Origin of the sequence: Streptomyces sp. NPDC091377, assembly GCF_044757045.1 — a bacterium.
Taxonomy (GTDB): Bacteria; Actinomycetota; Actinomycetes; order Streptomycetales; family Streptomycetaceae; genus Streptomyces.
Map to the genome: position 1 here is coordinate 13716 of NZ_JBIVUE010000033.1, position 23893 is coordinate 37608.

Below are 23893 nucleotides of genomic sequence, written 5' to 3' on the forward strand. Positions count from 1 at the left end.
ACATCGCCGTTGAGGGTCTTGGGGGTCACTTCTGCCGTCCGGTGGGAGTCATCGGGCCTCGGACAGCCGGCGCAGGAGCGCAGCGACGCGTTCACCGGTGCTCCGGGGGCCGCCCGAGGTCAGGGCGGAGCCCATGCCGCAGGCCACCGCGCCGGCTGCTATCCACTCCGGGGCGTTCTCCACGCTCACGCCCCCGGTGGGCAGGACGGGTGCCTGGGGGAGCGCCGCCCGCACATCGCGCAGCCAGGCCGGGGAGACCGTCGAGGCGGGGAAGAGTTTCAGGGCGTCGGCGCCCTCCTCGAGGGCGCGCACCATCTCGGTCGGTGTGGTGACGCCGGGGAACACCGGGACGCCGTATCGGTGGCCGGTGCGGATCACCTCGGGGTGGAGGCTCGGCGAGACGAGGAAGCGGGCGCCCGCCTCGATCGCCGCGCGGGCAGCCGCGCCGTCGATGACGGTGCCCGCGCCGAGCAGCGCGCCGGGGCGCGTCTCCGTGAGGTGGGCCAGCGCGGTGAGTGCGCGGGGGGTCGTGAGCGCGATCTCGACGGCGTTCAGCCCGGCCTCCAGCACGGCGTCCGCGGCGGTGACGGCCTCGTCGGGACCGCCGGTGCGGACAATGGCGAAGACGCGTTGCGCGGTGATGGCCTGGACCGTTTCCCATCGGTACATGACTCGTACTCTCCTTCTGTTGTGGTCAGCGGATGACGGCTTCGGCGCCGCTGTCCGTGAAGGCCGCGAGGGCGCGGTGGAGGCCGGCCCGGTCGGGCAGCCCGTCCGTGTCCGTGGCGCACTGCACGACCAGCGCGGCCACCGCGGCCGCGCGGCGCAGGCGCTCGGCGGTGCCGCAGCCGTCCAGGAGTCCGGAGAGGAAGCCGGCGGCGAAGGCGTCCCCGGCGCCCACCGGGTCGGTCACCGGAACCTGGAAGGCCGGCTGACGGCAGGGGCCGGCTTCGCGGGTGTGACAGCTGGCCGACTTGTCGCGGTGCTTGACGACGACGGTGCCGGGCCCGGTCTCCAGCAGGGCGGCCGGACTCGTGACGCCGAGGAGTTCCAGCTCGTCTTCGCCGGCCAGGACCATGTCGGCATGGGCCAGCAGGGGGCCGACGACCTCGCGCCAGCGCTTCGGCGGTCCGAGCTTGTGGCGGATGTTCGGGTCGAACGAGAGCGTCGCCCCGGCGGCACGGGCCTGTTCGACCAGGCGCCAGGTGGCGCGCTGTGCCGCATCGGACAGCATCGGTGTGATCCCCGTGATGTGGACGAGCCGTGCCCCCTCGACATGGGCGGGCACCAGCTCGTCCGGTGACAGTCGGGAGGCGGCCGAGCCCGCGCGCAGGTACTGGACGTCGATCGCACGCGCCGGATGGCTGTCGCGCATGAGCACCCCGGTCGGGGCGTCCGGGTCCGTCACCGCGTACGCGCAGTCGACGCCCTGGGCGCGCAGCTGCGCGAGGACGGTCCGTCCCGCCGGATCGTCGCCGACGCGTCCGAGCCAGCGGACGGAGTGCCCCAGCCGTGCGAGGCCCGCCGCCACATTGCTCTCGGCGCCGGCGACGGACCGGCGGAAGGCCACAGCGTGCTCCAGCGGGATGCCGGGCTCGGCCAGCATCAGCAGCATCGCCTCCCCGCAGACGACCACGTCGGCGCTCATCGGGCCAGGTCCGGCACCAGGGGGGCGAACTCCGCGCAGAAGCGGTTGATCATCCGCAGCTCCTCGTCGTCCAGCCGGTATCCGGGGGCCCGGCAGTGCGCGGAGGCGAACCATCCGCGGCGTACGGAGATTTCCTTCTCCACCGCGATGATCAGCTCCACGTTCTGCATCCAGTACGAGAGGTAGGGGAGCATCCGGGTGTGCAGGGCGACGGCCGCGGCCTCGTCGCCGCGCTGCCAGCGCTCCCAGATCTCCGTGTACAGCTCGGTGAAGGAGCAACCGGGCTGTACGCCCACGGCTCCCCGGCGCAGGGCGTCCGGCAGCTGGAGTCCGGCGTAGCCGACCAGGGCGGGCAACGGGCGGGGGCCGGCGGCCAGGGCCGCGATCAGCTTGCCCGGCGGGGCGGACTCGACCTTGACCCAGCGCAGGTTGGGGTGCTCGGCGGCGATCCGGTGAAGGGCGGGTGCGTCCAGTGCGGTCCCGGTCTGCGCCGGGGCGTACTGCACCACGACGGGCAGGGGGGCGACGGCCGCGAGCACCTCGTGCAGATGGGCCGAGACGGCGGGCGCAGAAGGGGCGAGGAAATGGGGTGGGAGCAGGTTGACGGCGTCGGCCCCGAGTTCGGCGGCCCGGAGAGCCTGGGTGATCGCGTGGCGTGTGGCGTGGTCCGGCACGGAGACGATCGCGGCCACGTCGGTGCGCTGCCGGGTCCGGTCGAGCAGCAGGACGGTGAGCAGTTCCCGCTCGCCCGCGTCGAGCTTGTGGAACTCACTGGCGAAGCCGGGGAACATCACCGACCGGGCGCCGGCTGCCAGGACCCGGTCGACCACGGTGGCGAATCCGTCGGGGTCGAGTGCTCCGTCGCTGTGGAACGGTACCTCCAGCACGGGCGAGACGCCGCGGACCAGGCGGTCCGGGTCCTTGTGGTTGTGTGCGGCCATGTCAGCTCCTCAGAAAGCCTGGCGGGGTGGGGTGGAGCCGGTCGCGCCGACGAGGAAGTCGAGGTCGGCGCCGGTGTCCGCCTGTGTGACGTGCTCGGTGTAGAGGCGGGTCCAGCCGCGGGTGGCGGGTGGCTTCGGCTGTTCCCAGACCGCCCGCCGCCGCTCGATCTCCTCGTCCTCGACCAGCATGTCGAGCCGTCTGCCGGGCACGTCGAGCCTGACCCGGTCGCCGGTGCGGACGAGTGCGAGCGGGCCGCCGACCGCCGCTTCGGGGGCCACATGCAGGACGCAGGTCCCGAAGGCGGTGCCGGACATCCGGGCGTCGGAGATGCGCACCATGTCGCGCACCCCGGCGTCGAGCAGCTTCTTCGGCAGCGGCAGGTTGCCCACCTCGGGCATGCCCGGGTATCCGCGGGGGCCGGTGTTGCGCACGATGAGCACCGTCTCGGCGGTGACGTCGAGCGCGGGGTCCTCGACGACGGTGAGGTAGTCCTCCAGCGCGTCGAAGACCAGGGCGGGGCCGGTGTGGTCCAGCAGGTGGGGCGCGGCGGCGGACTGTTTGATGACCGCGCCGTCCGGGGCGAGGTTGCCGTGCACCACGGCCGTACCGCTGCCCGCGGGCTGCACCGGGTTGCCGAACTCCCGGATGACCTCGCGGTCGTACACCTCGGCGCCCGCGCAGTTGTCCAGCAGGGAGCGGCCGGTGACCGTCACAGTGTCCCCGTGCAGCCGGTCGCGCAGGTCGTTGACGAGGGCGGGCAGTCCGCCGGCGTAGGCGAACTCCTCCATCAGGAAGCGGCCCGAGGGCATCAGGTCGATGAGCAGGGGAAGTTCGGCTCCGACGCGGTCGAAGTCGTCGAGTTCCAGGGGCACTCCCAGCCGGCCGGCGACGGCGAGCAGGTGGACGACCGCGTTGGTGGAGCCGCCGATCGCGGCGTTGATCCGGATCGCGTTCTCGAAGGCGTGCCGCGTCATGATCCGCTGGGCAGTGAGCCGGCTTCCCGCGAGTGCCACGGCGCGCGCGCCGGTCTCCTCGGCGAGGGTGCCGCGCCGGGCGTCCACGGCCGGCAGCCCGGAGCCGCCGGGCAGCATCATGCCCAGGGCCTCCGTCAGGCAGGCCATGGTGGAGGCGGTGCCCATGGTCATGCAGTGGCCGGCGGAGCGGTTCAGCGAGGACTCGAACTCGGTGAACTCCTCCTGCGATATCGTCCCGGCGCGCAGTTCCTCCGTCATCCGCCAGATGTCGGTGCCCGAGCCCACGTTCCGTCCCTTGAACCTGCCGTTGAGCATGGGGCCGCCGGTGAGGACGATCGCCGGTACGCCCGCGCTGGCGGCTCCCATCAGGGCGGCCGGTGTGGTCTTGTCGCAGCCGGTCAGCAGCACGACGGCGTCGATCGGGTTGGCCCGGATCTGCTCCTCGATCTCCATGGCCGCGAGGTTGCGGTAGAGCATCGACGTGGGCCGCATGAACGGTTCGCCGAGCGACATCGCGGGGAACTCCAGCGGGAAGCCGCCGGCTTGCAGCACCCCGCGCTTGACCGCGTCCGCGAGGATCTGGAGGTGGCCGTTGCACGGGGTCAGTTCGGAGAAGGTGTTGCAGATGCCGATGACCGGCCGGCCGTCGAAGTTGTGACCGCCGCGCCCCATGGCCCGCAGGTGGTGCCGGGCGATGAAGCCGTTCTTGCCGCCGTCGCCGAACCACGCGCGGCTGCGCAGCGGTACGGCGGGGACTGCGGGAACCTCGGGAACTGCCGCTGACGTTGTTGCCGGCTCTGCCATGTGTGTCCCTTCGACGCGGTGCGGGCTCGGCAGGCGAGCCGCTTGAGATCGCCCTGTGACCGTGCGGGGTCTTGCCTTGCTGAGAAATTTAATGATGCTATCAAATGACGATAGCGTGACGATCAACGAACAGACCAAAGGGGGGCCACCGTTGACTCCCGACGAACCCGGATAAATCTTCCGGAAAAACCTCTGCCCGCAGGCTTGACTGCGACCCCGTATCACCAATGTCATGTCACACGACACGTCCGGGAACGTTGCTTCACGGTCCCTTCTGAGGCGCTGCTTCATCGACGGACACCGTCCGCGCGCCCCTTGGCCACCCACGCCGAATCCTCACCACACGGCCCTCCGCCGCGCTCTGCGCCACGGTCGCCGTCAGCTCAAAGGAGCCTCCATGTTCGCTACATCCCGTCGGCACGCCGCCGCCGCAACCGGTCTGCTGCTCACCCTCTGTCTGAGCACGGCGTGCTCCTCGGGCAAGGAAAGCTCCGGGGAGGACTCGGTCGGCAAGGTGGACGGCAGGATCTCCCTCACCTACCTGCAGAAGCAGGGCGACCAGGAGTACTTCGTGGGGGAGGCGGCCGGCGCCAGGGCGAAGGCCAAGGAGCTCGGCATCGACCTCAAGGTGGTCAACCTGGGCAACGACGCCAACAAGACGGTCAGCGAGGTGCAGTCCGCGGTGGCCCAGAAGTCCAAGGGCGTGATCATCGTCGTCCCGGACCCGGCCGTCGGGCCGCAGGTCGTCCAGACCGCGAAGGACGGCATGGTCGCGCTGCTGACCTCCGACGACCAGATCTGCACCACCGGCCCCGACCCGGCTGCCTGTCGCAAGGAGGACCTGGTGCCCCGCATCGGCTTCAGCGGCGCCCAGATGGGCGGTGAGGTCGGGAAGCGGGCGGCCGAGGAGTACAAGAAGGCGGACTGGAAGGCCGCCGACACCCGCGTCATCTCGGCGTGGAAGCAGGACGTTACCGTCTGCGGCGACCGGGTCAACGCCGCCAAAAGGGCCTTCGACGCCGCGGTCCCCGGCGTGAAGACCATCAATGTGGCCACCGACAACACGCCCACCGGGGCCCAGGACAAGATCGCCGCGACGATCACCGCGAACCCCAAGGTCAAGAACTGGGTCGTCTGGGGCTGCAACGACGAGAACGCCATGGGCGGGATCACCGCGCTGCAGAACGCCGGTATCGGCCCCGACCACGTCATCGGCGTCGGTCTGGGCGCCTACCTCGCCTGCAAGGAATGGCAGTCCGACAAGAAGAGCGGCATGAAGGCCGCCCTCTTCATCAACGGCAAGGACGTCGGCGCGCTGGCCGTCCAGACCATGTACGACAAGCTCAAGAACGGCAAGGACTTCCCCCAGGAGGCATTCGCCCCCACCAGCATGGTCGACCACTCCAACTGGAAGAAGTCCGGCCTCACTTGCAGCTGACCCCCACCGCCCCGACCACTCCGCGCGCCATGCCTTCGAGGTGAAACCGACACATGACCAGAGCGCCCCACTCGACCGCCGGGCCGGAACCCGCTGGCGGACAGCCCGACGCCGTCCCTCGTAACGAGTCCATCGGCATAGCAGACGTCACCAAACGGTTCGGTCCGGTGCAGGCGCTCACCGACGTCACGCTCGACTTCCCGCGCGGTCAGGTCACCGCGCTGATGGGTGAGAACGGTGCGGGAAAGTCGACCCTGCTCAAGATCCTCACCGGGGACCACCAACCGACCGAGGGACACGTCCTCCTCGGCGACGAGAGCGTCACCCTCGACTCCCCCGCCCGTGCCCGTGCGGCCGGAATCCGGATCATCCCCCAGGAACCGGAGATCATCCCGCACATCTCGGTCGCCGAGAACGTGTACGCGGGTTCGCTGCCCCGCAAGCGCGGCCGGTGTTTCGACCGGGCGGAGCTGCGCCGCCGCATCCGGGCGGACCTGGACCGGCTCGGCTTCGCCGACGTGCTCGACCCCGACCTCCTCGGGTCCCGGCTCACCCCGGCCCAGCGGCAGCTGGTCGAGATCATGCGCGCCCTGACCGGCAGCACACCGCCCCGGCTGCTGGCGTTCGACGAACCCACCTCATCGCTGTCCGAGCACGAGGTGGACGCCCTCTTCGCTCTCATCCGCCGGCTGCGGGACCAGGGCATCACGATCGTCTACGTATCGCACCGCATGCAGGAGATCTTCCAGCTCGCCGACCGCATCGCCGTCCTGCGCGACGGCAGCCTGGTCGGCGTGCAGCAGGCAAACACGACGAACCAGGGCGAACTGGTCCGCCTCATGGTCGGCCGAGACCTGTCCGCCATGTTCGTACGGCAGCGGGTGGCCACGGACCGGCTCGTGCTCGACGTCAAGAACCTCTCCACCGACGACGTGCACGACATCTCGCTCCAGGTGCACGCCGGTGAGGTCGTCGGACTGGCCGGCCTGATCGGGGCGGGCCGTTCCGAACTGGCCCTGGCCCTGGCCGGTGACCAGCCGGTCCGCAGCGGCGCGGTCACCCTCGACGGCGTTCCGCTGCCGAGCGGACGCCCCGGCGCGGTCATCCGGGCGGGGCTGGGCCTCGCACCGGAGGAGCGCAAGGCCCAGGCCCTCTTCCTCCAGCAGTCCGTCCGCGCCAACACCTCGCTGGTGGTGCTCGACCGGCTGCGGCGCTTCCGCTTCGTCCGCCGGGGGGCCGAGCGCGACCTCGCCCAGCACTACACGGACCGCCTGAGGGTGCGCACCCCCTCGATCAACCACGAGGTGCGCAAGCTGTCCGGCGGAAACCAGCAGAAGGTCGTCCTCGCCCGGTGGCTGGCGCGCAAACCGAAGGTCCTGATCCTCGACGAACCGACCCGAGGCATCGACGTCGGCGCCAAGGCCGAGATCTACCAGATCATCGCCGACCTGGCGGCGGAGGGCGTTGCGCTGCTGGTCATCTCCTCCGAACTCACCGAACTCCTCGGTCTCGCGGACCGGGTCGTCGTCATGCAGCAAGGCCGCATCACCGGCGAACTCAGCCACGAAGAGGCCACCGAGGAGTCCATCCTCGCCCTCGCCATGGCCGACGACATGATCAGCGCCAGCACCCCCGGAGCCACCTCATGACCCTCACCAGCCCCCCGTCCCCGGCCGTCAAGGGACCGTCGGACGACTCCACCCCCCTCCGGCCGAAGCTGCTCGCCAACATCAGCGGGCAGAACATCAGCCTCGTCGGGGCACTCGCCCTCGTCCTCATCCTGTTCGGGGTCCTCAACGACAATTACTTCAGCCTGTCCAACATGCAGGTGATCGCCGAGGCGGCCACCATCACGGGGCTGCTCGCCATCGTGCAGACCGTCGTGATCATCTGCGGCGGGCTCGACATCTCCGTGGGCTCGCAGGCCGGTGTGGCGTCGGTCGTCAGCGCGATGGTCTTCACCAGCACCGGGACCAACGCGTTCCTCGGCATGGCGGCCGCCGTCGGCGTCGGCCTCGTGATCGGCGCGCTCAACGGCCTGATCATCGTCTACGGCAGGGTCAACCCGACCATCGCCACCCTGGCCGGCCTGGCCGCCTACAAGGGCCTCGCCCAGCTGCTCTCGGACGGCCGCGCCCAAGGCTACGTCCTCAACGATGACGTGTTCGTCTTCCTCGGCCGCGGAAAGATCGCCGGACTTCCCGTCATGGTCTGGATCCTCATCGTCGTCGCCGTGACCGTCCATGTGCTGCTCCGCTACACCGACATCGGCCGCAACATCTATGCCATCGGCGGCAACGACACCGCCGCCCGCCTGGCCGGCATCAACATCAACAAGTACCTGATCTTCGTCTACGCCCTCATCGGGATCGTCGCCGCGATCGCGGGCATCCTGCTCACTGCCCGTACCGGCTCCGGCCAGCCCACCTCCGGCAGCGAAGGGCTGGAACTCAAGGCAATCACCGCGGCCGCGCTCGGCGGCGCCGCGCTCAAGGGCGGCAAGGGCGGCATCGGAGGAACGCTGCTTGCCGTCGCCCTCCTCGGGGCCCTGGAGAACGGTCTCACCGTGCAGGGCATCAACTCCTTCTGGCAGAACGTCGCCCAGGGCGCCCTCCTCGTCGTGGCGGTTGTCATCCAGCAGCGCCGCAGCGGCGAGAGGGCGGTCGGGCTGCCGCACTGACGGGACCCTCGCCTCCCGGCCGGGGGCGCTACGGGCCGACGGTCGCCGCGCCCCTGCCGGGCCCCGCCTCGCACCAAACAGCTTCACCGTGTCATCGTCCTGACGCCCCGACAGATGTACGTACCACCGCACTCGGGTATTGCCGACCGCACCGAACAGCCCTATAACCACTTAGCAGCCTAGTTGCCAAGAGAGGTCTGACGTGAAGTTTCCCCACCGCCGTACACCTTCGGATGGCCCGGACGCCGCCACAGCGACCGGTGCGTTCACCCGGCGCAGCGCGCTGAAGAGCCTGGCCGCAGCCGGAATCCTCGCCGTCGCCGGCGATGTCTTCCTCGCCGGACCCGCCCACGCGGCCACCGCGCCGCCCGCCATTCCGCCCCTGCCGGACACGGTCTCCGGTGTGGCGAATCCGCGCGTACCCGTCACCTCGGGCTGGCGCTACACCTCCACCCCTCCGGCGTCGTTCTGGACGTCCGGGACGGACACCTCGTCCTGGCACGAGATCGACGTACCGGGCGAACCGGCGCTGCAGGACGAGACCGTGCTCTCGAACACCGAATGCGCCTACGCAGTGACCGTCACCGTCCCCGCCGACTTCGCCGGCAAACGTGTGCTGCTCCGCTTCGACGGCGTCTACAGCTACGCGCGGCTGTGGGTCAACGGGACCGCTGTACGCACGCACGACGGCGGCTTCACCACCTGGTACGCCGACATCACCTCTCTGGTCACCCCCGGCAGCAAGGCCGTGATCACGGTCGGCGTCACCGACCGGCCCGACAGCATCGCGGGCCAGTCCGTCTACGCCCACCACATCATCGGCGGCATCCTGAGCGAGGTGACCCTCGTAGCCCTGCCCACCGCCTACCTGACGCGGCTGCACGCGGACACAACGTTCGACGCCTCCTACAAGGACGCCACGCTCACCGTGACCGCTGCCGCAGTGCTCGCGGCGGGGGCGAGCGGGACGGCCAAACTCACCCTCACCGACCCCGCGGGCAAGACGGTCGCGATCAGCCCGTCCACGATCACCCTGACCGACAAGGCCCCCCAGCAACAGGCCGCGATCCCGGTCGCCGCCCCGCTCAAGTGGGACGCCGAACACCCCAACCTGTACACCCTGACCGCCTCGTTCACCGTGGGAGGCGTGACGGAGACGGTGACCCGCAAGATCGGGTTCCGCCAGGTCAAGGTGCAGGGCAACCAATTGGTGGTCAACGGCAAGCCGGTGCACCTGCTGGGCGTCTGCCACCACAGCATCACCGAGGACCAGGGCCGTTCGACCAACGCGGCCATGGAGGAGCAGGCCGCCCGCCTGTACAAGGAGGCGAACTGCAACTACATCCGCACCTCCCACTACCCGCCGACGCCGGCACTGCTGGACTGGGCCGACCGCCTCGGGCTGTACGTGGAGGTGGAGGCACCGGTCTGCTTCCAGCAGAAGACCGTCAACGACCCCGACTACACCGAGCAGTACATGACGCAGTTCGCCGAGATGATCGAGCGCGACCGCAGCCACGCGTGCGTGGTCGAGTGGTCCGTCGGCAACGAGAGCGGCATGGGGCAGAACTTCGCGGCGGAGCACGAGTACGCCCACGAGAACGACCCGTCGCGGCCCACGGTCTTCGAGGACATGCAGCAGCTCAACGGCGGCAATCAGGCCGACATCTACAGCGGCCACTACCCCAGCCTGCAGAACGCCAACGGCAACACCGGGCAGCCCATCCAGTACGGCGAGTTCGCCCACGTCCCCTGCTACAACACCGGGACGCTGCAGGCGGACCCCGGGGTCCGCGACTTCTGGGGCCACAGCATCGCCAAGCTCGCCAACAAGTTCCGTACCACGGACGGTGTCGTGGGCGGCGCGATCTGGGCGGCCATCGACGAGGTGTTCCACCTGCCCAAGGGGCCGGAGGGATACGGCGAGTGGGGCATCATCGACCTGTGGCGGCGGCGCAAGCCCGAGTTCTGGCTCACCCAGAAGGCGTTCTCCCCCGTGCAGATCGAGGACGGGGTGCTCACCGGACTGACCCCCGCAGGCGCCGTCGCGGTGCCCGTCAAGAACTGGTACGACCACAGCAACCTCGGTGAGCTCACCGTCGACTGGCAGATCGGCGGCAGGTCGGGCACCCTCCAGAACGTCGACATCGCACCCCGGCAGAGCGGCACCCTCACGGTCCCGGCCGGCGCCTGGTCGGCCGGCGACGTCCTGCGGCTCACCTTCCGGCGCGGTACCGCGCTCGTCGACGAGTACCGCCTGTGGCTCAACACCCGTAAGACACCCGCCCTCCCGTCGGACAGCGGAACCGCGCCCACCGTCAGCGAGACCTCGGGGACGATCACGGTCACCGGTGCCGACGCGCCGTTCACCGTCGTATTCGACAAGCGCACGGCACGGCTGACCGAGGCGTCGGCGGACGGCACCCGGGTGCTCACCAGCGGCCCGGATCTGGTCATCTCCCGTTCCGTTCCCGGCCAGTGGACGGGAGCGTCCGCGACGGTGACGACGTCCGGAGGCCAGGCGGTCGTCACCCTCACCGGACGCTTCGGCACCATCAACACCACGTTCACGGTGTCCGTGAGTCCGCGCGGACGGCTGACGACGACGTACAAGATCGCCAATCCGCCGGGTGAGGTCAGCGACGTCGGCGTCCGGTACGTCCTCGCCGAACGGACGGACACCCTGAGCTGGCAGCGTGACGCCCAGTGGACCGTGTACCCCGACGACCACATCGGGCGCGCCGTCGGCACCGCGGCCCGGGGCCGGGCCTCTGGGAGCGACGGATACCGCACCCGGCCGGACTGGCCGTGGGCGCAGGACACCCACAGCTACTTCCTGTTCGGCAAGGACAGCGCCGCCCACTGGACCAACGACTTCCGCAGCACCAAGACCAACATCAGGACCGCCAAGGCCACGGTCGGCGCGCAGGGCCCGGGTGTGCAGGTCGAGTCCGACGGCTCCGACTCGGTACGGCTGGCGCCCGTGGAACCGCCCCTCATCGATGACGCGTCCCCCGAGATCGTCTACACGGGCGCCTGGACCCACGCGGACCTCAGGGCGGGCTACACGTCGGGTGACCTGTTCGGCACGGAGTCCTTCACCGCGGCCGCGGGTGCGAAGGCGGAACTGACCTTCACCGGCACCAGCGTCGGGTTCTACTCCGCCAAGGCAGGCAACCTCGGTATCGTGAAGATCTACGTGGACGGGAAGGCCGCGGGGACGGTCGACCTCTACGGCCCCGGCAAGACCCCGGCCCAGCTGGTGTTCCGCAGCGAGGAGCTGGCGTACGGGAAGCACACCGTCACGGTGGAGTGCACCGGCACCCGGAACGCCGACTCCTCGGGCACCTATGCGCTCGTGGACGCGTTCCAGGTGGTGAGCTCGGTCATCGACGACGCCTCGGCCCAGGTCGTCTACGCGGGGTCGTGGACGCACGCGGACGCGTCCGTCTCGTGGACGAGCGGGGACATCGGGCGTACCGAGTCGTTCAGCAACAAGACCGGTGACACCGCGTCAGTTTCCTTCTGGGGCAGGGGCGTCCGGGTCATCTGCCCCAAGGGCCCCAAGGAGGGCATTGCGGAGATCTCGGTCGACGGCGGGGCCGCAACGGAGGTGGACCTCTACGCCTCCGGGAAGCAGTTCCAGCAGAAGGTGTTCGAACGTACCGGGCTGGCCGAGGGGGAGCACACCGTCACCGTCCGCGTGACCGGCCGGAAGAACGCGTCGGCCTCCGCCGCGTATGTGGTGCTCGACGCGTTCGAGACCATCGCGGGCGACGCGTTCCCGGTCCGGAGCCCGGGGGTGGGCCTGATCGTCAGCGCCCGCGTCAACTACCCGGACCTCGCCTGGGGCAACTACATCGACCCGGCGATCACCCTGTCCGACGGCTGGAGCGGCACGGCACGGCTTCGGCTGCTGCCCTGACGGTCGTGTCACAGTCCGAGGTCGTGACCGGTCTCCGCGAGGTGAGCGGTCATGGCCTCGGCCGCACGGTCCCCGTCGCCGGCCTCGATGGCGTCGACGATGCGCTGATGCGCCTCGACGGTGGCCCCCTGCGTGGCTCCCCGCCGTTCCCTGCCCCGGTAGCTCGCACGGCGGGAGTCAAGCAGAATTCCGTTCATCGCGGTGAGGACGAAGGAGAAGAGCCCGGAGTCCGCCAGGTCGGCCACCGCCTGGTGGAAGGCGAGGTCCCCGGCGATGAACGCCTCCCGGTCGCCGACCGCCCGGCGCATGCTCTCCAGCGCCCGGACGGCCTCTGCGACGGTCCCTTCTCCGGCGGCGACGCGCACCGCGGCCCGCCGGGCGAGCTCGGCCTCGATGACTCGTCGCGTGTCGAGCAGATCCACCAGGTCCATCGAGTCCTGGCTGAGGCGGAAGTCGATGATCTGTTCCAGGACCGCGGGCGTGGGGATGGCGACCCGCGCCCGCTTCCCCTGGCTGGAGACGAGGACACCCCGGGCGACCAGCGTACGGATCGCCTCGCGCACGGCGAGCCGGTTCACGCCGTGCCGTTCGGCGAGTTCGCCCTCGGCGGGGATCTCGTCGCCCGCCCGCAGGCCGCGCAGCTTGATCTCCTCGATGATCTCCTGGACCACATGGTGGCTCAGCGTCGTCCGCCCGATCGTCATGCGTTCACTCTCTCACCCGCTCCGAGGAGGCGGCACCCGCCTCCTCCCGGACGCGGAACCCCGCGACCTCATACAGCAGCCTAGCTGCCAGGTTGAATTCGGCCCGCCTGCCTGATGGAGAACCGACATGATTGATCTGAAGGACGAAGTGGTGCTGGTCACCGGCGCGGCCCGCGGCATCGGGGCAGCCGTCGCCGCGGCTGTGACGAGGGCCGGAGCGCGCGTGGGACTTCTGGACATCGACGGCGACGGTGCCCGGGAGACGGCCCGCGGCATCGGTCCCTCGGCGGCCTGGGCGCGGTGCGACATCACCTGTGAGGACCAGGTCGAGGAGGCCGTGACGGCGCTGCGCGAGAAGCTGGGGACCGCGACGGGCCTGGTCAACAACGCGGGACGGAATTCCTACGCGGACGTCGTCGCGATGACCACCCAACAGTGGGACGAGGTGTTCGGGGTCGACCTCAAGGGGGCTTGGCTGATGGCCAGGGCCGTCCTGCCCGGCATGAGGGCCGGGGGGCGCGGCTCGGTCGTGAACATCGCCTCCATGCACGCCACGATGACCTGCCCCGGCATGTTCCCGTACGCCTCGGCGAAGGCCGGTCTGGTGGGTCTGACGCGCAGCATGGCTCTTGAGGTCGGGCCACAGGGCGTCCGGGTCAACGCGGTCAGCCCCGGTTACATCGAGACGGACCTGCTGGCCGAGTACTTCGACCAGGAGAAGCCGGAGGTCCGCCGGGAGGCGGAGGCCAAACACATTCTCGGTCGCCTCGGCACCCCAGAACAGGTCGCGTCCGTGGTCGCGTTCCTCCTGTCCGATGCCGCCGGCTTCGTCACCGGTGCGGACTGGGCCGTCGACGGAGGCGTCTCGGCACGGTTCGCCTGACGAGGTCGTCGCCGCTGTGCCGGTACGGCACTCAGTGAGTCGTCGTGAGGCACCGGGCGGCCAATCACTGAAAGCCACAACAGGCAGAGCCTTTTCAACCACACCCGGTGCCCCTGGGTGGGTGAACCATACGAAGGGTTCACCGCCTCCCGCAGGACAACGTAGGGAGCGTTTTCAGCGTTGCCTCTCCAGGGTGAGGACGGCCTTTGTGATGACGCTCATGCGGTGGGGGCTGATGCGGGATCTGCGGAAGATCTGCCAGGACTTCAGCCGTGCCATGTCTCGCTCGACAGGTGCCCGGGCCGCGGACAGGCCCCGGTTGAGGGTCCTCTTGGTGACGGTGAGTTCACCGCCCGGTGGTCGGCGCCTGGCGGTGGTGACCCAGTCGTCGGCGCCGATGTAGGCCATGTCGGCGAGGACCGGGACGCCCTGGCGCTCGCAGATTCGGAGGATCTTGTGGGTGCGGGCGGCGGTCAGATCGTGGGTCCTGCCGGGCAGTGCCGGCGACAGCCACAGGATCTTGCCGACCGGGTCGGTGACGACCTGCAGGTTCACGCCGTGCCGCTTGCGCTTGGAGGAGTAGTCGGCCTTGCCGTCTCCGACGCGGTCGCACTCGGCGGGCGTGCCGTCCAGGAGGACGAAGTCCGGGTCGTGCGCGCGCAGCGTCTTACTGATCGTTTCAGAATGAGTTGAGCCGCGGGTCTTGCGTTCGACGATCTTGGTCGGCAGGGTGTCCGGGTGCGTGCTGATCTTGTTCCTGACGACCTGTGGGAGCGGGTGGCCCCGCTGCTGCCGCCCGCCCCTGAAAGGCGACGTCGCTACCCTGGGCGGCTGCGTGTTCCTGACCGAGCGGCACTCGCCGGCGTCATGTACGTACTGCGGACGGGTGTCGGGTGGCGTGACGTTCCCGCGGAGGCGGGTGGGCTGTTCCGGGGTGACGGCCTGGCGGCGGCTGCGGGACTGGACCGAGGCCGGCGTGTGGCCGCGCCTGCATGCTGCCCTGTTGACCGAGCTTCGCCGTGCCGGTCTGCTGGACCTGGACGACTGCTCCGTGGACGGGTCGCACGTCCGGACCCTCAAAGGGGGGATCACGTCGGCCCCTCACCCGTCGACCACGCCCGTCCCGGCTCCAAACACCACCTGATCGTCGACCGTCACGGAACCCCGCTCGCCGTCACCCTTACCGGCGGCAACCGGCACGATGTCACCCAGCTCTTGCCGCTGCTGGACGCCGTCCCGTCGATCCGGGGTCTGCGGGGACGTCCCCGCCGCAAGCCCCGGCGCCTGTATGCCGACCGGGGCTATGACTTCGACAAGTACCGCCGCCTGCTGTGGAAGCGGGGCATCAAGCCGTTGATCGCGCGACGCGGCGTCGCTCACGGCTCCGGGCTGGGCAAGGTGCGCTGGGTGGTCGAGCGCGCATTCGCCTGGCTGCACCAGTTCAAACGGCTGCGAACCCGCTACGAACGACGCGCCGATCTTCATCAGGGCCTGCTCGAACTGGCCTGTAGCGTCATATGTCTGCGCCGCCTGAGAGATTCATCCTGAAGCGATCAGTTGACGGCGCTGAACCACCCCGGTCGTACCTCGGTCAGAGGCGGTTGCAGGGACAGCACCGCGGTCCGCAGGTCCTGATCCGTGACGTCAAGAGGCTTGGGCAGGCTCAGCCCGTACCAGCGCAGCCGCCAGAGGTCGAAGACTTCGCTCCCGTCGACTGCGAAGTCGACATCGACCTCGGTGCCGTTGTCGCTTACGAAGCGGCATCCTGCCCCATGAACCGTGTATGAGTAGGTGGCGTCCTGCCCCCACGGCTGATCCGGCGCGAATGGACCAGGCCGAGGACATCTGCGAGTCGCTCAAGCGAGGGGATCGCCGCCCGCATGGCCTCGTCAACCGCCTTCAGAGCGTCGACGTAACCAAGCACGAGCCCCCCGTGCATCCCCAACCCGTTCCATACGGCGTCATCCCCCCTGAGCCCGTGGCTGAAGGGATTGTTCCAAGGGCCACCAGCGTCTCCGCAGGACGGCATTCTCAAACGATCAATAAGCCTGGACGGGAAACAGCGGCTGTGCCCACGCAGTGGGCGACGCCGTCCGTGGTACACCCGCCCGCGTGGCCTGGTGTGGACTGCCCGGAGGGACGGAGAAGAGGAGCGGCAGCCGGGGGTGTGGCCTGGGTGAACCGCTTTGGTCAGTAGGAGTTGCCGGCTGCTCCCGGTCGCAGCAATTCCGACATGCGGTTGAGTGCTTCGGCGGTCCGGGCCTCCTGTTCCTCTTTAGGTAGTCTGACGAAGGCCAGCTCGGATGTGCACCGTTCACGCAGGTCGTCCCGGTCGAACCAGCGAAGAGGGTGACGGGGGTCGCCGGGGTCGTAGACGCCCTGTCCGTACGTCTCCATGAGTGCCAGGTCATAACGCCGGTGGCCGTGACTTTCGTCCGGCGGGAGGAGGCCGCCCACCATGCGGTTCATCCAGTCCTCCCGGATCGAGCGTTCGTCGTCGGGTTCATCGGCATCGGGGTCGTAGCCGAGCACATCATCCGCGTTCCGAAGTCCGGGGAACATGTCGAAGACGTCGCCGATCTGAGGCGGGTCGGTGTTCTGGATGACGATCCACAGGGCGTACTCGTCGGCCAGGCACTGAGGACGCGGGACACGCCCTTTCCCCAGTTCGCTGCCGATCCGCATGATGCGCTCACCCATGCGCACCAGCCAGTGGTTGTTGACCTGGGTGAGGGCCAGTTCAGGCAGCTCGCGCAGGAGGCCGACGTCCCGGATTGTCGCCTCGCCTTTCAGGTAGGCGGCGAACTCGTAGTTGAACGAGGTGTCCAGGTGCAGCCTGCCGTCCCGGGTGGGGGCGAAATCGGAGAAGTCGACGGTGTTGGCCAGGGCCATGGCGTCTGCCGGGGTGAGCGGCTCACCGGTGAAAGACCTGTTGAATATCTGCACGACATCGCTGACCGACTGGTCGATCTCGACGCGATCTTCGGCCTCCGGAGCGGCCTCGACATCAGTCAGTTGCCTCAGCGCTGTGACGCTGAGCTTCAGCGCCCGGGCGAACCCTTGCAGGTTGTCCGACCGGAACCCGTCCAGTGCGCCGGCACTGTCTGCGCTGTTCTCGAAGCGCCGCCAGGTCGCCAGAGATACGTCGGCGCGCCGAGCCGTCTCCTGCTGTGTCAGGTTCAGCTGGGCACGGCGCCGCTTCACCGCGTTGTTCGCCGATTCCTTGGCCATGCTCGCCCCTTCGCGTGTCCGACAGGTAATCTCCATTGAGATTAGCACTCATTGAGTGCTCATTTGATGTTGGGTGTGAGTTGTTGTGGTGCAGGACAGGGACGGCCGGCTGCCGACCGGAACACCGAGCCGGCACGGAACCTCGGGCAGGGGCTGGACCTGAAACTCAGCGCGCGCAGGACGGGAGAGGGGGGATGTCGCTGTCCGGCGCTCTCCCGAGGGCGCCGCGGACACGATGCGGTGCGCAGGGAGAAAGGGAATCTCGGCACGTGCCAATCCGAACCAGGCAGGCCACTGCCGGCTATCTGACGAGAAGAACTGCCGACGTCCGGTGGTCGGCAACCCGGTGGGGAACACCTGCGTGTGCTCTTCAACCTCCGTGCGCCGCGGACAGGGATGTTACTTCGGCCTCCGCATGACGCTCAGTTGGGCAGCCCAGCAGACTGCGGCCCGGATGTCCGAGCCTTGGTGCAGGATGAGGGCACTGCGCTCCACGTCCCTGCGGGGAGCCAGGGCCGGGGTCTGCTGCGTCAATGGGGGTAGTTCGTGTTCCAGCGTCATCTTCACCGTCACGATGATGTCAATCTGGTGATGTCCGCGCTGGGGAACGATCCCCAGTGCCTGCCGGTCCTGATCGCCTTGGGTGCGGCCCTGCGCCGGGACGTGGCTTCGGCGCTGCGGGAGGTCATCGCGACCGGAGCGTGGCAGGGCGACGTGCGCGTCCGCAGTGCCGCGGCCCACTGGCGTGAGGAACCCCGCTTCCAGGTCTTCCTCGAGCACGGGCTCGAAAAGCGCCGTGACCGAGGCCCCAAGTACGAGCACCTGGATACCGCCCTGCTGACGTTCCCCGAGACCCGGGCCGCCCTGTACCGGGTGAGCGCGGCGGAATGCCCGCAGCACTGCCGCACCAAGACCGGCACCTTTGCCGAGGACCGGCATGTGGATGACTACCGCGAGGCGCTGTACGGCTGGTACGCCGCCATCCAGCACGCGCACGCCTGCCTCGCGAGGGCGACACGCGGGTTCGCGAACAATGCGGAATCGTCCGACCTCCGCCGGCCCGAGGCCTTCACCGACTGGATGACCGGAACGCGGCGCCGAGACCCCAGCGCTACCATCCAGGAGACGGAGCCGGCCACCCGGCGCGCCCTGCAGGAAATCGTTCTGATGATGCACGCCTGGAGCCCGCACACCTTCGAAGCCATCGACGTGGCCTTCCAGAAGGCGGAGGGAGAGCACGCATCCCACGCCTGGGGCGGCAGCTTCGAGCCCGCCGGTCGGCCCGAAGCCCAGGCCGCCGCCGAAGCCCTCGCGAGCGTCCTCTCCCCGCAGGAACGCCGGCAGGTCCGGGACGTCATCGACGAGATCGAGACCGACGACGAGTTCCGCGACATGGACCTCGCGAAGGACAGCACGCTGCCCTGCACCAGCGACCGGCACCGCGGCTACGGCGCAGGCGCCGACGAGCGCGAGGACTGCGCCACGGCCCGAAGCCGCGTGTACGAAGAGGCTTCCCGGCCCTGGAGCGAGGGTATCGACCGCGAGGCCGACGCTGCCCGGCTCGCCCGGTTCCTGCTCGGCCCCCGTACCGACCGACTCCAGGCTGCCCTCGTCACGGCCCGCGCAGCCGTCGCCCGGGACGCCACCGAGAGGGCACCGCAGATCTGGCACGACAACGCCGAACCCCTCCGGGAAGCCCGCGAAGCCGTAGGACTCGATCTCCACGACGCCGCCGGCCACCTGGACATCAAGCCCGCCACACTCCAGCGCTTCGAACAGGCAACCGGCAAGGTCCCCGGACGCCCGGTCTCCCTCGGCTACCTCCAACTCCTCACCCTGGCCTGTGTCCAGGCGGGCCACACCACCCCCGCCTGCATCCCGCAGGCCATCTCCCAGCCGGTGAACTCGCTGCCGACCACCCTGTAGCACGCCACCACGGCACACCCCTGCCGTCACACCACCGCGATGTGAGGAACCCCCGTGTTCGAAGAGGTGCATCACCGGCCCTGCGGACGTCCCACCAAGTCCGGCAGCCCCTGCCGTGCGCAGTTCTCCGGTCCGGGCTTCGCCTGCAAACTGCACACCACCGACCACGAAAAGGCCCTCGTGGAGGCCTATGAGCAGGGCCTTCAGGCCGGCCGGGCGCAGGAAAGGGAGTGGAGACAGCGGGCCGAGACCGCGCAGGTCGAACACCTTGAGCACCAGATACGGACCCTGCGGGAAGAACTCGATGCCAAGAACCGCCGCTTCGAAGTCGACGGCCACCAGGCCGTCACCGTCGACGGCTACGGATACCGCTGGAACGGCCCCGGCACGCTCGAGGTCGGCGACCGTGTGCTCCTGCCCGAGAACTACGTCAGCGCCCTGCGCCACGGCCCGGGCCCCTTCCCCGGAACTGTGACCGAACTGGGCACCACCTACACCGGGACCCTCAGCACGATCATCTCCCGGACCGCTGCCACCCCGCGGCAGACCGGCTGACACCACACGCCCACGCCAACCGGTACCCGACGACCAGCGGAGGTTTCCCGTGAAACGCGAGCGCGCCACCACGCTCCTGAACGACATGCTCGACCGGCTGGAGGAAGGCGGCTGGCCGCTGGACCTCGTCGACGAGATCCTCGTCTTCGGCTCCTACGCACGCGGCGCACTGAACCCCTCAGACGTCGACCTGGTCGTGGAGCACCGCACCGACGACCGCCTCACCTCCGAGTTCCTCCACGCCCTGTCCTACGGCCGCGATTCCTCCGCCTCGATGAAACGCGCCCTGAAAGGCAACACCCGCGGCCTACAGATCCACTTCCGCGAACGCAAGACCCTCGAAGCGGAAGGCTTCGAACTGACCTTGCTATGGACCCGCGGCGAACCCGTCGACACCGCCCGCACCCGGCTCGCCGCCATCACCCCCGACCCCGAGGCAGGCCGTGCCCCACGTGACCACATGATCGAAGCCTTCGAAGGAATCGACCGCTGGGTCCCGCGCCCGGTCCGCATCGATCTCACCGACCTCGTCGACCGCAAGGCGGCCACCATCCGCCAACTCCAGCTCCTCGACGCCGAACCCGTCCATCCCGCAGCCCTCGAAGCCCTCACCCGATGGAGCGACACCAGCCCGCTACGCCGCGCAGCAGCAGCCGTCCTCGCTCATCTCGAAGCCGCCTCCCGCCCCCTCGACTCCGTCTACCTGCACGGGGAACCGGTCATTGGCAGCCGTTACAGCGACACCGCATGGCAGACCGGCATCGGATTCGGCTGGAGCCACTACCGCGGCATCTCCTACCACCTGCAGGAGGGCACCGACTGGTTCGAGGTCGTCCGCCCCACACGGACCCAGCGCCTGCACACCCTCCACATCACCGTCCAGGACCGTTCCGCCCTGCCCACCCGCCGGTGACGCAGCACCCATGCCAGGGAAGCTTCAGGGCCGCCTGCAGAACGTGGACCGGAGTGTGCCAGGGTGAGGGGGGAGGAGGCGGTGCCGGGTGAGTACGCTGCGGGTGGACGTGTTCGCATGCGACATGCCGTGCCGGCAGTGCTCGATGCTCTTGCGATGGGTGTTCGGACTGCTGCCTTCGCACCGGCCGGACGGCTGCGAGTTCACCACGACCGACTTTCCCGAGGCCGTCGATGTGGCATGCCGGATCCTGGCCGACCCCACCGGCGACACCATGGACCTGGCCGCGCAACTGCACGACCGGCCCGCCTGGCAGCGGGGGCGCAGCTTCAACCCGAATACGTGCGGCCACTGCGGGCACCAAGCCGACTGGCACGTTCTCGAAGACGTCATTTCACCACGCCCTCCACGGCCGATGGCTCCGCGCGGCAGAAAGCCGGGTCCTGGTGCCGCAATGGCGCGCGATCCGCGGTCGCGGGCAGGGAATCTCCTGGACACCGTGAACCGCCCCGGCCCGAATACCGAGTGGCCGAAGACATCGGGCCCCTTTCCTCGACAGGGGTATGAGAGCGGAATTTCCCTGGCAGATGGTCCAGGCTGGTCCGGTGACGCAGGGTGGTGGCAGTGCAGATTCCGCCGTCCGGCATTCCTCTGAGCCGGGGATAGATCTGTCCGGTGGTACCCGGCGGCGGCAGCACACATCTGGCTGATCCAGAACAAGTCCAAGCCGTCCAAGGGCCTGGGCGCGAGCGTCGAGAAGCCGCTGCACTACCACCCCAGGCCCTACGCCAACGGCGACCCGCGTGTCGCCTCGGGCTGGGACAGCAACGAGTTGCGCAAGGTGATGTGCGCCAAGACCAAGTCCAAGCGCGCCGACAAGGGCGGTCTGATGCCCGCCGGCAAGAACGGCGGCGGGGAGTGCGTCAAGACCGTAGCGGCGAAGACCGACGACGGCAGCGACCACCTGCTGGACGACACCCGTTACCCCGCGCCCACCTGGGAAGAGACCTGCGGGCGCTCCTCGATGTCGAGCTACATCAACTCCGGCGCGATGAGCAGCTTCAGCACGTTTCTCGCCCCCGGGATGCGGCTGCTGGACCAGGACAAGTACTGGTCAACCCCGGCAGCACACCCGGCTGGAGCTGGTTCGGCGGATCCAACACCTCCACTCCGGAGGTGATCTGCACCATGAACAAGCCGTAAAGGACCCGTTCTGAGACTCGGGGGCCCGCCGATCCGGCAGGGCCCCCGGGTTCAGCGGCAGGAACAATGAAGGGGTGTCCAGTGCGGCAACGCCTCGTCCAAGAGCGGCGCTTCGCGGTTCACCCAGATCAGGCAGCCCCACACCAGGCCCGGCACACTCGGGCCCATCGCGTCGGCCGGACCGTCGGTCAGCGTGCCGTGTACCGTGTCCAGGTAGGCGGCGATCGACGGATACGCGGCCGGCTCGCCGACGCCGGCCATGCCGTCCACGGGCCAACGGCCCACCCCGATGTCACCCACCCAGAGCCCGAACTCGTCCCCCGCCTCGTCGCCGGTCAGCCAGGGCACTACCGGGGCACCACCCCATCCGTCGGGTTCGGTGACATAGGGCATCCGGGGCCGCAGCGCGTCGACCGGGGACATGATCACCCCGCCGGGCAGGAACTCTCCCGAGCCGACCTCGCCCTCCTCGTCCCCCTCGATCTCCTGGTGGTCCACCCCGCCGCACAACCGCCACAGTGCGCCCAGTTCAGCGGGCAGCGAGAATCCCAGGTGCTGCCGGAGCACGGCGTCAGCCTCCTCGATGGCCGCCTCCGGGACGCCGGGCAGCAGCGACGCGTAGGACAGCGGCGCGTTCGCCTCCAGCCACGCGGTGAGGCGGCCCCAGACTGCTTCTAACTGCTTGTGATCGCTCACCCCACCAACCTAGGTCCTGTCTGACAAAGGATCTTGGTTGGACTCCCGGAGCCAGAGGATGAGTGCGGCGAGGTGGACTCCGGCCTTGTAGCGGGTGGCGATAGCACGGAACTGTTTGAGACGGTTTGAAGCAGCGTTCGACCACGTTACGGGCCCTGTAGAGCTCGCGGTCGAAGGCCGGTGGTCTGCCACCGGCCTTTCCCCGCCGCAGGCGGTCGGCCTTCTGGTCCGCTCGCTCCGGAATCACCGCACGGATTCCTCTGCGTCGCAGGGACTGGCGGATCGCCCGAGACGAGCATGCTTTGTCCGCGATGACCGCGTCCGGCCTGAGGCGGGGGCGCCTGGCGCTGGTCCGGGGCACTCTCAGCTCGTCCATGACCGTGTCGAAGACGGTGGAGTCGTTGACATTGCCGGGCGTGACGACGAGGGCCAAGGGCAGGCCACGCTCGTCGCAGGCGAGGTGGAGCTTGGTGGTCAGCCCGCCGCGGGACCGGCCGAGCGCCTGGCCAGCCGACGCGCGTGCCGGATCCTCCAGTTCGTCCCCCGCTGCCGCCCCTTTTTGCGGGCGCCGGCAGCATGCTGATGGGCCCGGCTGATCGTGGAGTCTACCGACACAATCCACTCCACGGCTCCGACGGAGTCGTCGCGGACCTGGACCTGTTCGAGTAGGCGGACCCAGGTTCCGTCCGCTTCCCAGTGGGCGAACCGTTCATAGGCCGTCTACCAGGGCCCGTAGCGTTCCGGCAGGTCACGCCAGGGAGCCCCGGTCCGCAGCCGCCACAGCACCCCGTTGATCACCTGCCGGTGATCACGCCACGGACGACCACGCCCATCCACCCGCGGCAACAGGGGCTCTATTCGCTTCCACGCCGCCTTCGTCAACTCACCTCGACCTGCCACAACATCAATGATCAGAGTGCTCGTGCTCGGACGCCCGCGCGGGGTCCGTCACGAAACGGCTCAGCCGGTAGGTGGTCGGTAGCCCCAGGCGCCCGCACAGTGTGTCGATCCGGATCATCGACCCGTCGACTCCTGCCTCCTGAAGACGGCGCAACCGCGTACGCATCTCTGCCTGGTCCAGAGTCTCAACAACGAGTTGCCACTGTCCCGTGTCCGGCGCGGTGCGAGCAGCAAGCCGCTGCCGCGCGTCCCCTTGCCGCCGCCTTCTTTTCCCTTGTCCTGGCACCTGCCCAGAATCACTGGCCGGGCGCCAGGCTGACAAGGCAATTGGGTCGAGCGCGCACACCCCCACTCGGTGATCATTTGTCAGACACGACCTAGTCTTCTGAGTCGGGAATTCTGTTCAGATATGAGGCGAGGCGTTCGAGGATCTCGTCTGCGGTCTTGGTCCAGACGTAGGGCTTCGGGTCG

General features: G+C 69.2%; 17 protein-coding genes and 4 pseudogenes. 11 read left to right on the plus strand and 10 right to left on the minus strand.

Going from position 1 to position 23893, the window contains the following annotated elements; translation table 11 throughout:
• Positions 1 to 48: 48 nt before the first annotated feature.
• Genes ACIQNG_RS37815 through ACIQNG_RS37830 form a run of 4 tightly spaced genes read right to left on the minus strand, consistent with a single transcriptional unit; the run spans position 49 to position 4368 of the window.
• Complete coding sequence (locus ACIQNG_RS37815; RefSeq protein WP_401441494.1) at positions 49 to 669, minus strand: bifunctional 4-hydroxy-2-oxoglutarate aldolase/2-dehydro-3-deoxy-phosphogluconate aldolase; 621 nt, start codon at positions 667 to 669, stop codon at positions 49 to 51.
• A 25-nt stretch (positions 670 to 694) separates the two neighbouring features.
• On the minus strand, positions 695 to 1648 hold the full coding sequence (locus ACIQNG_RS37820; RefSeq protein ID WP_401491597.1) for a sugar kinase: 954 nt from the start codon (positions 1646 to 1648) through the stop codon (positions 695 to 697).
• Complete coding sequence (locus ACIQNG_RS37825; RefSeq protein WP_401491599.1) at positions 1645 to 2589, minus strand: dihydrodipicolinate synthase family protein; 945 nt, start codon at positions 2587 to 2589, stop codon at positions 1645 to 1647. The genes ACIQNG_RS37820 and ACIQNG_RS37825 overlap by 4 nt, the downstream gene beginning before the upstream one ends.
• 9 nt (positions 2590 to 2598) lie before the next feature.
• Positions 2599 to 4368, minus strand: coding sequence for an IlvD/Edd family dehydratase (locus ACIQNG_RS37830; protein ID WP_401491601.1), 1770 nt, complete (start codon positions 4366 to 4368; stop codon positions 2599 to 2601).
• A 397-nt stretch (positions 4369 to 4765) separates the two neighbouring features.
• On the opposite strand from ACIQNG_RS37830, the gene ACIQNG_RS37835 reads away from it, so the two are divergent.
• The 4 genes from ACIQNG_RS37835 (at position 4766) to ACIQNG_RS37850 (ending at position 12411) form a co-directional block, all read left to right on the plus strand.
• Entirely contained in the window at positions 4766 to 5806 is a 1041-nt protein-coding gene (locus ACIQNG_RS37835; protein ID WP_401491603.1) for a substrate-binding domain-containing protein, read from the plus strand.
• A gap of 53 nt (positions 5807 to 5859) precedes the next feature.
• Positions 5860 to 7455: a sugar ABC transporter ATP-binding protein gene (locus ACIQNG_RS37840; RefSeq protein ID WP_401441489.1), complete on the plus strand. Its 1596-nt coding sequence runs from the start codon at positions 5860 to 5862 to the stop codon at positions 7453 to 7455.
• Complete coding sequence (locus tag ACIQNG_RS37845) at positions 7452 to 8486, plus strand: ABC transporter permease (protein WP_161208485.1); 1035 nt, start codon at positions 7452 to 7454, stop codon at positions 8484 to 8486. The genes ACIQNG_RS37840 and ACIQNG_RS37845 overlap by 4 nt, the downstream gene beginning before the upstream one ends.
• A gap of 202 nt (positions 8487 to 8688) precedes the next feature.
• Positions 8689 to 12411, plus strand: coding sequence for a glycoside hydrolase family 2 TIM barrel-domain containing protein (locus ACIQNG_RS37850; protein ID WP_401491606.1), 3723 nt, complete (start codon positions 8689 to 8691; stop codon positions 12409 to 12411).
• Positions 12412 to 12419: 8 nt separating this feature from the next.
• On the opposite strand, the gene ACIQNG_RS37855 is transcribed toward ACIQNG_RS37850, so the two are convergent.
• A complete protein-coding gene (locus tag ACIQNG_RS37855) occupies positions 12420 to 13115 on the minus strand; it encodes a FadR/GntR family transcriptional regulator (RefSeq protein WP_401491608.1) in 696 nt (231 codons plus the stop codon).
• 127 nt (positions 13116 to 13242) lie between these two features.
• Between ACIQNG_RS37855 and ACIQNG_RS37860 the strand changes: the two genes are divergently transcribed.
• Positions 13243 to 13998 (plus strand): SDR family NAD(P)-dependent oxidoreductase, encoded by a 756-nt coding sequence (locus ACIQNG_RS37860; protein ID WP_401491610.1) that lies wholly within the window; start codon positions 13243 to 13245, stop codon positions 13996 to 13998.
• 174 nt (positions 13999 to 14172) lie between these two features.
• Here the strand turns inward: ACIQNG_RS37860 and ACIQNG_RS37865 are convergent.
• Positions 14173 to 14667: pseudogene (locus tag ACIQNG_RS37865) on the minus strand (transposase family protein); the annotation flags it as partial.
• A gap of 69 nt (positions 14668 to 14736) precedes the next feature.
• On the opposite strand from ACIQNG_RS37865, the pseudogene ACIQNG_RS37870 reads away from it, so the two are divergent.
• Positions 14737 to 15546, plus strand: a pseudogene (locus ACIQNG_RS37870) (IS5 family transposase).
• Between the two features lie 5 nt (positions 15547 to 15551).
• Here the strand turns inward: ACIQNG_RS37870 and ACIQNG_RS37875 are convergent.
• Positions 15552 to 15734, minus strand: a pseudogene (locus ACIQNG_RS37875) (hypothetical protein); the annotation flags it as partial.
• A gap of 454 nt (positions 15735 to 16188) precedes the next feature.
• Positions 16189 to 17229, minus strand: a complete 1041-nt coding sequence (locus tag ACIQNG_RS37880) for a helix-turn-helix domain-containing protein (protein ID WP_401491611.1) — start codon at positions 17227 to 17229, stop codon at positions 16189 to 16191.
• Between the two features lie 591 nt (positions 17230 to 17820).
• Between ACIQNG_RS37880 and ACIQNG_RS37885 the strand changes: the two genes are divergently transcribed.
• From ACIQNG_RS37885 to ACIQNG_RS37905, 5 genes are all read left to right on the plus strand, one after another.
• Entirely contained in the window at positions 17821 to 19155 is a 1335-nt protein-coding gene (locus tag ACIQNG_RS37885; RefSeq protein ID WP_401491613.1) for a helix-turn-helix domain-containing protein, read from the plus strand.
• A 54-nt stretch (positions 19156 to 19209) separates the two neighbouring features.
• Entirely contained in the window at positions 19210 to 19710 is a 501-nt protein-coding gene (locus ACIQNG_RS37890) for a hypothetical protein (protein ID WP_401491615.1), read from the plus strand.
• A 49-nt stretch (positions 19711 to 19759) separates the two neighbouring features.
• Entirely contained in the window at positions 19760 to 20623 is an 864-nt protein-coding gene (locus ACIQNG_RS37895) for a nucleotidyltransferase domain-containing protein (protein ID WP_401491617.1), read from the plus strand.
• 88 nt (positions 20624 to 20711) lie between these two features.
• Entirely contained in the window at positions 20712 to 21278 is a 567-nt protein-coding gene (locus ACIQNG_RS37900; RefSeq protein WP_401491619.1) for a hypothetical protein, read from the plus strand.
• Between the two features lie 177 nt (positions 21279 to 21455).
• On the plus strand, positions 21456 to 21803 hold the full coding sequence (locus ACIQNG_RS37905) for a hypothetical protein (protein ID WP_401491621.1): 348 nt from the start codon (positions 21456 to 21458) through the stop codon (positions 21801 to 21803).
• 74 nt (positions 21804 to 21877) lie between these two features.
• Here the strand turns inward: ACIQNG_RS37905 and ACIQNG_RS37910 are convergent, their stop codons facing one another.
• Positions 21878 to 22522 carry a hypothetical protein gene (locus tag ACIQNG_RS37910; protein WP_401491623.1) on the minus strand — a complete coding sequence of 215 codons (645 nt, stop codon included), beginning with the start codon at positions 22520 to 22522 and terminating at the stop codon, positions 21878 to 21880.
• Between the two features lie 9 nt (positions 22523 to 22531).
• Positions 22532 to 23422: pseudogene (locus tag ACIQNG_RS37915) on the minus strand (IS5 family transposase).
• Positions 23423 to 23893 lie beyond the last annotated feature (471 nt).